This window comes from Bacillus sp. C30 (assembly GCF_040838255.1).
In the GTDB taxonomy this organism is placed as follows: domain Bacteria; phylum Bacillota; class Bacilli; order Bacillales; family Bacillaceae_G; genus Bacillus_A; species Bacillus_A mycoides.
The window spans coordinates 1-2,225 of record NZ_JBFPJH010000462.1; the positions used below are offsets into that span (position 1 = coordinate 1).

A 2,225-nucleotide genomic window follows, 5' to 3' on the forward strand; every position below is an offset into this window, starting at 1 on the left:
CATAAAATATATACATACAAGCTTAGCCTGATCACTACATCATTAGTGAAAGTAGGATTCTATAGATTTTGGAGGAAGAGATATGAAAAAAAAGGTTCTCCTGTTTACAGATTTGGGGATTGATGATGCGTTTGCTATACTGTACACCTTTTTTCGTAAAGACATTCAACTTGTAGGAATTGTAGCCGATTATGGAAATGTATCCAGAGAAAATGTAATAAGAAATATTAACTATTTGAAGTACATTGCGGGAAAAGAAGAGATACCTGTATTCCTTGGTGCTTCTGTACCGCTGACAGGTATATTGATTCAGTATTTCCCTGAGGTACATGGAAAAGTCGGATTAGGACCTATCATTCCCCCTGAAATTTCATATCCAGTGTATCCTTTAAATGATATTTATCAAATTATAGAATCAAATTTAGAAGATCTTACAATTATCAATTTAGGAAGACTTTCTTCGCTAGCTACGACTTTTGTGTTGAATTTAGAAACAATGCGAAACGTAAGAGAATGTATTTGCATGGGGGGAGCTTTTTTCTATCCAGGTAACGTAACTGCTGTGGCTGAAGCTAACTTTTACTCAGACCCTTATGCAGCAAACTTAATTCTGCAGCATGCAAAGAACTTGACAATTATTCCTTTAAATGTGACTCAACATGCGATTGTTACACCCGAAATGGTCCAGCAAATCGATGCATTTCATCGGAATACACAGGATCTTGCAGGACTCATCATCAAACCTATGTTAGACTATTATTATAAATTCTACTCTAAGTCTAATCCTGGTATAAGTGGAAGCCCTATGCATGATTTTGTAACAGTGTGGTATTTGCTGAATCAAGAGGCTGTTGGCCTTTCAAGAGTACCCATTAAAGTAATTCCTGATCAAGGAGAAGGATTTGGTCAAAGTATTGCAGACTTTCATTTTGCTACTAATCCAGGCTATAAAACGCATAATGTAGCTTTTCAGCTTGATTATAAAAGATTCAAGAAGGATATTATGGAAACGTTTTTAAAGAAGAGAGTGTAACAGACTTTATTAACTTCAGATAATAGGGATTATGTGAATGAAATGCCACTTCACTTAACGTACAGGAATTCGACTTTTTTAGGTTAAAATTCGCTTAGCATATAAAACTTCCAAAATGTTGGCTGTATCCCATCACTATCAAGCTAACAAAACAAAATCCCCCTAAAATGAAAAAATCCGCTGACTTCTCAAAGTAATTAACTGTAGTGAAAGAAAATTTTTATTTTGGGGGTACATTAAAACTTTAGCTTGACGGGCAGGGGGTCTCGTCACATGCTTATCAAGCTAAGAAATTAGTTGTTCTCCAAAACGAAAAAATTAACTAAATCCCCATAAATAACTATAGGAAGATAAAAACACTGTAGCTTTCGAATAAAGTTTGATCAAAATTATGTAGTTGTTTGGTGATAATAAAATTGTTTCATTTATAATAAAATCATTTAAAAATTAATAGAGTTATTCAATTTATTCTGACGGTAATAATAAAGTAATTAAAAAGTGAAAATATTTGTTTGGAAAATACGGTTACTCATTTGCGATATTTACGTACCATGAAACAACTAATTACACTGTCTATAACTGAAATTCTCTTTGATTTCGAATGCTTTACAAACAAAAAAATAGCACGAATGTTCGTATGAAGGTATAATTATAAGTATCTTAAAATCAAAGGAGGTCTTGCCTTATGAGTCAAAGGATTTCCTACTATGATGTTGCACCTGATGGCATGAAAATTATGATGGATATGGAGAAGTACACTAAGAAATCTACAATTAATCGAATTACTAGAGAACTTATAAAGATTAGAGTCTCTCAAATTAACGGTTGTGCTTTCTGCATGGATATGCATACATCAGATGCCCGTAAGATAGGTGAAACCGAACAACGAATTTATTGCTTGAATGCTTGGAATGAATGTGATTTTTATACACCTGAAGAGAAAGTTGCTCTTGAACTATCTGAGCATATTACTCTAATTCCCACTAAAAGAGTTCCTGAAGACCTATATAAGCGAGTACGTGAACACTATGACGAGAAACAATATGTTGACCTTGTTCTGGTAATTAATCAAATCAACAGTTGGAATAGAATTTCTATTGCGATGGGAAATACAGCAACTAAAAAATAATTGCTCTCAACGAACGGTAAATAAGAATAAAATTAAAGATGTTTAAAAATCACAATACAATTG

2 protein-coding genes are annotated in these 2,225 nt (G+C 33.2%); both read left to right on the forward strand.

The genetic code is table 11. The features are described from left to right. The first annotated feature begins 82 nt into the window (after positions 1 to 82). Positions 83 to 1,033, forward strand: coding sequence for a nucleoside hydrolase (locus AB3X49_RS21755; protein WP_367964689.1), 951 nt, complete (start codon positions 83 to 85; stop codon positions 1,031 to 1,033). A gap of 685 nt (positions 1,034 to 1,718) precedes the next feature. Next, a complete protein-coding gene (locus tag AB3X49_RS21760) occupies positions 1,719 to 2,162 on the forward strand; it encodes a carboxymuconolactone decarboxylase family protein (RefSeq protein WP_000083030.1) in 444 nt (147 codons plus the stop codon). The last annotated feature ends 63 nt before the right edge of the window (positions 2,163 to 2,225 follow it).